This is a genomic window from Lysobacter hankyongensis (assembly GCF_039543145.1).
Classification (GTDB): domain Bacteria; phylum Pseudomonadota; class Gammaproteobacteria; order Xanthomonadales; family Xanthomonadaceae; genus Lysobacter_I; species Lysobacter_I hankyongensis.
In genome coordinates, this window is sequence record NZ_BAABJE010000027.1 from 1 (window position 1) to 5,684 (window position 5,684).

Here is a 5,684-nt window from a genome sequence, read left to right on the forward strand (position 1 = left end):
CCCGATACCATCACCACAGGACTCACCGCTTGAGTGGCTACAAAATCCGTACGCAGGTCAAGCGAACTATCAGCTGGATCTATCCGAAGCGGGCCATCTGGAGCGACTGACCCGACCGCAAGCCGATCGTTGCTTCCAAAGTCAGCAAACGCGACACATGCGAAACATGAGCGCGCCCAGTGAAGTGTCCGAAGGAAAGCTTGATAGCCCAGAAGCCACAAGCGCAGCAGCGGAAGGCAGTACCGGCGCAGAAATGAGCGGAGCCGAGAACGGACTAAAGCAGCACTGCTAGTAGAAAGCTTTCGCCGCCTAACGCCTGAGTTAAGCCGCCCCGCAGCGGGGCGGCGGACGCATGCTAGCGTAGCGTAGGCACGTGGCCGACGCCACGATGCGGGGTCGGCTTGAACGAATTGTTAGGCGGCTCCGAGCGAGCGATGTAGCATCAGGAGCCAATAGAGACCTCACCAACCTCGCCCAACTTTGCATAGAAACACGCCTTCTTGTGCTCCGGCACGTAGCCACCAGCTACGGCAATCAACGCAGCAGCGAGCTGCAGTGCCTCCGCTTGGCTGAGTTGGAAAGCCCCAGTTTGGAGAGGAGACCCATCGTTGTCGGGAAAAAAGAAGCGCGCCGAGACCTTGGAGTCATGCTTGAAGACTTGTGCGACGAAAGAAGCTTTGTCGTAAACAACGTCCCGGCCCTGTAATTTCAATGTGATGCGCATTCGATTGAGTTGCCCTTGAGCTACGACGCAGAGACGCCTAACGTCTGAATTAAGCCGCGCCGCGAAGCGGCGTCGGCTTGAATGAATTGTTAGGCCTCATTCTCGTCACGGTATGGATGCCGCGCAAGAATATCCATGATCTCAGCCTCTTTACGCCCACGCCATGCCGGATTGATACGCCCCATAAGCTCAAGCTCCCGGGCGAACATGATGCGTCGAGAGTCTCGGCCAAGTTCCCTGTGATTGAGCTCGTAGTGCCCGGCGATCGAAAACACCATGTCAGACGCCAGCCAATAGAGAAGGTCATCTTGGGATGTGGTTGTGCGGCGCTCAAACTCCGACCCGCGTTCCGTTACTACGTAGCTAAGTTGATCGCCCGAAATCTCGACATGAGGTGAGCCATCATGCTGCGGGGCGGCATATAACGGCCACTCATGACCGATCTTGTTGCAGATTTTCTTGAACGCTTGTTTGAACTGCTGAAGTCGATCCATGAGGCCTAACTACTAATAGACCCCAACCCGGGGCGTAGCGCATACGCTGCCACTGCCGCGAGCAGACTGTCAATCAGGGAAAACTGACAGGAAAACACGGGGTTATCTGATACCGGGAGTGCGGTGGATGGGGGATCATCGTCGAAATAGACGGCGTAGAGCCCCTGATATGACATACCACGGCATGCGGCCCCCGATATCCGATGACGATGGGCGAGCGGAGAACGTCGCGGGCCGTCCTAGGCTGTTGGAGGCCGTTCGCAGTCGTTTGCGGCTGAAGCATTACAGTTTACGCACCGAGCAGGCGTATCTGTACTGGATTCGCCGCTATATCCAAGCCAATGGGCGGCGCCACCCGCGTGAGCTTGACGGGGTGGCGGTGGAGCGTTTTCTGTCGCGGTTGGCGACACGCGACAATGTCGCGCCGAGTACCCAGAACCAGGCGCTGGCCGCGCTGCTGTTCCTGTACCGGGAAGTGCTGGGTTTGCAATTGCCGTGGATGGAAGATGTGGTCCGCGCCAAACGGACGCGGCGCTTGCCGGTGGTGTTGTCGAAGGGCGAAGTGGCGGTGGTGTTGCGTCACCTGGCCGGGCGCGACTGGTTGATGGCGAGTCTGTTGTACGGCAGCGGTCTGCGATTGATGGAATGCGTGCGCCTGCGGATCAAGGATGTCGATCTGCAGCGCAACGAGATCACGGTGCGTGAAGGCAAGGGCGCCAAGGATCGTCGGACGGTGTTGCCGGCGAGTCTGCGCGAGGCGCTGCGGCTGCAGATCGAAACAGCGCGGGTGCAGCATGCGCGCGATCTGGACGCGGGCTTCGGCGAGGTCTGGTTGCCGCATGCGCTGGCGAAGAAGTACCCGAACGCCGCGAAGCAACTGGCATGGCAGTATCTGTTCCCGGCGACTCGTCGGTCGAAGGATCCGCGCGATGGCCGCGAGCGGCGGCATCACATCGACGAGAAGCAACTGCAGCGGGCGGTGTCGTCGGCCGCGAAGGGGGCGGGCATCGACCAGCCGGTGACGCCGCATACCTTTCGCCACAGTTTCGCGACGCATCTGCTGGAATCCGGCGCCGACATCCGCACCATCCAGGAATTGCTCGGGCACAAGGACATCGCGACGACCCAGATCTACACCCACGTCCTCAACCGCGGCGCCGGCGGCGTGCTCAGTCCGCTGGACAGATGATCACCCGGCCATGGCGATGCTCAGCGCGCCGTGTAGCCGCCGTCGATCGTGAGTTCCGCGCCGGTGACGAATTTCGATTCGTCGGAGACCAGATACACCACGCCCCAGGCGATGTCGTCGACGTCGCCCATGTGTCCGAGCGGATGCAGCAGGCCGACGTCGCGGCGTGCGGCATCGAGATCGGTGGCGCCGCTGGCCAGGAGATGATGTTCGACCATCGGCGTCCAGATATAGCCCGGGTGCACCGAGTTCACGCGGATGCGGTCGGGGGCGTAGGTCATGGCGTCGGTCTTGGTCATGAGCCGCACCGCGCCCTTGGACGCGTGATACGCCGGAACGTCGGGCGCGCCGACCAGGCCGTAGATCGAGGACAGGTTGACGATGCTGCCGCCGCCTGCGGCCTTGAGGTGCGGGATCGCGTGTTTGGCGCAGAACAGCACGCCTTTCACGTTCACCGCCTGCACGCGATCCCATTCTTCCTCGCTGATCTCGTGCGTGAGCTTGGTCGAACCGGAAATCCCGGCGTTGTTCACCAGCGCATGCAGGCCCCCGAAATGCGCGGCCGCTTCGTCGATCGCGGTCTTCACGTTCGTTTCGGAAGCCACATCGACATGCCAGTAGCGCGCGGGGATGCCGAGCGCGTTCAGTTCGGCGGCGAGCGCTTCGCCTTCGGTATCGAGCACGTCGAACAGCGCGAGCTTCGCGCCTTCTTCGCCCAGCCGTTCGGCGCAGGCACGTCCGATGCCGAGCGCGGCGCCGGTGACGATGCAGACCTTGTCCTGGGTGCGGTGCATGGCGGTCTCCCGTGCGGGTGATGGTCCCATCATGACACCTTGTGCGGGTGTCATCTTGATGCGGCTCAAGTGCATTGCCGCTTCTGATGGGACCGCTTCTCGCGGGGCCTCTGCCGGGCCGATGGACGCCGCGGCCGACATTTGACGGCCGTCAAGGTTGCGAGGGGCGATCGGTGCGTCAATGGGCGCTCCACCATCGTCCGTCGAGGTGCACCGTGATCAAGGATCTCCTGATTCCCTACGTGAACGCCGAGAGCGAAGGCGCGCCGGTCGCGGCCGCGATCGCGATCGCGCAGACCTTCGAAGCGCATGTCGCGATGCTGGTCACGGTGGACGTGCCGGCGCCGATGCCCAGCGACTGGGGTGCGATGGCCTACGACATCTACGCCCGCCTGCATGAGGAAGCGCGTCGGCGCGCGGAGGGGCGCGCCGATGCGCTCCGCGCACGGTTCGCGAATGCCGAGGTGCCGGTCGAGGTGCGCATCGCCGAAGCGGTGTCGGTCTATCCGCAGAACACCGCGGCCATGCACGCGCGCCATGCCGATCTGACCGTGCTGCCGACGATGCCGCGCGATGGCGTCGAGAACATGCTGGTGCACGACTGTTTCCACGACGTGCTGCGCCATTCCGGCCGCCCGGTGTTGGCGGTGCCCGCGGGCAATCTCTCGACGATGCCGCCGCGCCGTGCGGTCATCGCATGGAAACCCACGCGCGAGGCCGCGCGTGCCGTCGCCGATGCGATGCCGTTGCTGAGGATGGCGGACGCGGTGGATGTGCTGGTCGTCGATCCGGTGGTCGGCGAAGCGGGGCACGGCAGCGAGCCCGGCGCCGACATCGCCGCGCATCTGGCCCGGCACGGACTGAAGGTGGACGTGGTGACGCGGCCGCGGATGAATTTCTCGGTCGCCTACGCGCTGCTCGACCATGCGCGCAATGTCGGTGCAGATCTGCTGGTCGCTGGCGGTTACGGCCACTCCCGGTTGCGCGAGGCGATGCTTGGCGGCACCACCCGAGAACTGCTGCAAACGGCGCATCTGCCGGTACTGTTCGCGCATTGAGCCGGTCCGTCGGCGGTTTCATGCACGGCGACGCGACCGGCGTCGCGGGCGGCGTAAGCTGCAGGCGCTGCCTGTCGTTTCCCGCCTGACGTCCTTCTGCCGGATGCACGATGCCGACGCTGTCCACCGAACTGCCGGGTTTCTGCGTCGCCTTCGCGGTCGGTCTGCTGATCGGCATCGAGCGCGAGCGCAACAAGGGCGACGGTCCCGGTCGCGCCGCCGCCGGTGTGCGCACCTTCATCCTGGTGGCGCTGGCCGGCGCCATCGCGCAGCGGGTGGGCGGCGTGGGCATCGCCATCGGCGGCGCGTTCGTGGCGCTGGCGGCGCTGGCGAGCTATCGCCGCAGCCGCAGCGAAGACCCCGGCCTCACCACCGAGGTCGCGATGCTGGTGACCTTCCTGCTCGGCGTGCTGGCGATGACCGCGCTGCCGCTGGCGGCCGGGCTGGGCGTGGTGGTGGCGGTGGTGCTGGCCAGCAAGACGACGCTGCACGGCTTCATCCGCGACACCCTGACCGAACAGGAACTGCACGACGCCCTGCTGCTGGCCGCGGCCGCGGTGGTGGTGTTGCCGCTGCTGCCGGACCGCGCGATCGACCCCTGGAACGCGTTCAATCCGCACACGCTGTGGCTGCTGGTGGTGCTGGTGATGGCGATCAATGCCGGCGGCTACGTCGCGCTGCGTCTGCTCGGCCCGGGCGTGGGTCTGGCGCTCGCCGGATTCGTCGGCGGTTTCGTGTCCAGCACCGCGACCATCGCCGCGATGGGCGACCGCGCGCGCGCCGCGCCGCAGTGGCTGGCGCAGTGCGTCGCCGCCGCGTTGCTCTCGAATGTCGCGACCATCCTGATGCTCGCGGTCGTGGTCGGCGCGCTGTCGCCGCCGCTGCTGCGGCAACTGGCGTGGCCGCTGGCGGCGGCGGCCGTCGCCGCGGCGCTCGCTGCCGCCTCGATGCGCTGGCGGCGAACGGCCGGTGCGGTCGACGACCGTCCGGTCGCGCCCGGGCGTCCGTTCGAGCCCCGGCAGGCCTTGATCTTCGCCGCGATCGTCAGCGCGATCCTGCTGTTCTCGGCCGGCGTGCATCGCTGGCTGGGCGATGCCGGCGTCGCCATCGCCGCGGGTGTGTCCGGTCTGGCCGATGTGCATGCGGCGACCGCGTCGGTGGCGCAACTGGTGAAGGGCGACGCGCTCGCGCTCGGCGACGCGGGGCTGCCGGTGTTCGTCGCGCTGCTCGCGAATTCCTGCAGCAAGCTGCTGATGGCGTGGCTGCGCGGCGGCCGCGCCTTCCTGCTGCGATTGTTGCCGGGCGTGGTGCTGATCGTCGCCGCGTTCGCGCTGGGGCTGTGGTGGACGGCGGCGTGAGTGCGATTGACCTGCGTACGGATTTTGTAGCCACTCAAGCGGTGAGTCCTGTGGTGATGGTATCGGG

General features: G+C 65.5%; 6 protein-coding genes. 3 read left to right on the forward strand and 3 right to left on the reverse strand.

The features are described 5' to 3' along the window. Positions 1 to 442: 442 nt before the first annotated feature. Both ABD974_RS17975 and ABD974_RS17980 read right to left on the reverse strand, forming a co-directional pair. Complete coding sequence (locus ABD974_RS17975; protein ID WP_345304725.1) at positions 443 to 724, reverse strand: hypothetical protein; 282 nt, start codon at positions 722 to 724, stop codon at positions 443 to 445. 89 nt (positions 725 to 813) lie between these two features. Next, complete coding sequence (locus tag ABD974_RS17980; protein ID WP_345304726.1) at positions 814 to 1,218, reverse strand: Imm63 family immunity protein; 405 nt, start codon at positions 1,216 to 1,218, stop codon at positions 814 to 816. A 184-nt stretch (positions 1,219 to 1,402) separates the two neighbouring features. Here ABD974_RS17980 and ABD974_RS17985 point away from each other — a divergent pair, with 184 nt between their 5' ends. Then, positions 1,403 to 2,407, forward strand: a complete 1,005-nt coding sequence (locus ABD974_RS17985) for an integron integrase (RefSeq protein ID WP_345304730.1) — start codon at positions 1,403 to 1,405, stop codon at positions 2,405 to 2,407. Positions 2,408 to 2,427: 20 nt separating this feature from the next. Here ABD974_RS17985 and ABD974_RS17990 read toward each other — a convergent pair whose 3' ends face one another. Beyond that, complete coding sequence (locus ABD974_RS17990) at positions 2,428 to 3,201, reverse strand: SDR family NAD(P)-dependent oxidoreductase (RefSeq protein WP_345304727.1); 774 nt, start codon at positions 3,199 to 3,201, stop codon at positions 2,428 to 2,430. 215 nt (positions 3,202 to 3,416) lie between these two features. Here ABD974_RS17990 and ABD974_RS17995 point away from each other — a divergent pair, with 215 nt between their 5' ends. Both ABD974_RS17995 and ABD974_RS18000 read left to right on the forward strand, forming a co-directional pair. Beyond that, entirely contained in the window at positions 3,417 to 4,259 is an 843-nt protein-coding gene (locus ABD974_RS17995) for a universal stress protein (protein ID WP_345304728.1), read from the forward strand. 110 nt (positions 4,260 to 4,369) lie between these two features. Further along, the gene (locus ABD974_RS18000) at positions 4,370 to 5,617 is read left to right on the forward strand and encodes an MgtC/SapB family protein (RefSeq protein ID WP_345304729.1); all 1,248 of its coding nucleotides are present in this window, start codon (positions 4,370 to 4,372) and stop codon (positions 5,615 to 5,617) included. Positions 5,618 to 5,684 lie beyond the last annotated feature (67 nt).

Bases quoted from the DNA above. Each gene is read 5' to 3' on its own strand.
- ABD974_RS17975 (WP_345304725.1), bottom strand. From the start codon at position 724: ATGCGCATCACATTGAAATTACAGGGCCGGGACGTTGTTTACGACAAA.
- ABD974_RS17980 (WP_345304726.1), bottom strand. From the start codon at position 1,218: ATGGATCGACTTCAGCAGTTCAAACAAGCGTTCAAGAAAATCTGCAAC.
- ABD974_RS17985 (WP_345304730.1), top strand. From the start codon at position 1,403: ATGCGGCCCCCGATATCCGATGACGATGGGCGAGCGGAGAACGTCGCG.
- ABD974_RS17990 (WP_345304727.1), bottom strand. From the start codon at position 3,201: ATGCACCGCACCCAGGACAAGGTCTGCATCGTCACCGGCGCCGCGCTC.
- ABD974_RS18000 (WP_345304729.1), top strand. From the start codon at position 4,370: ATGCCGACGCTGTCCACCGAACTGCCGGGTTTCTGCGTCGCCTTCGCG.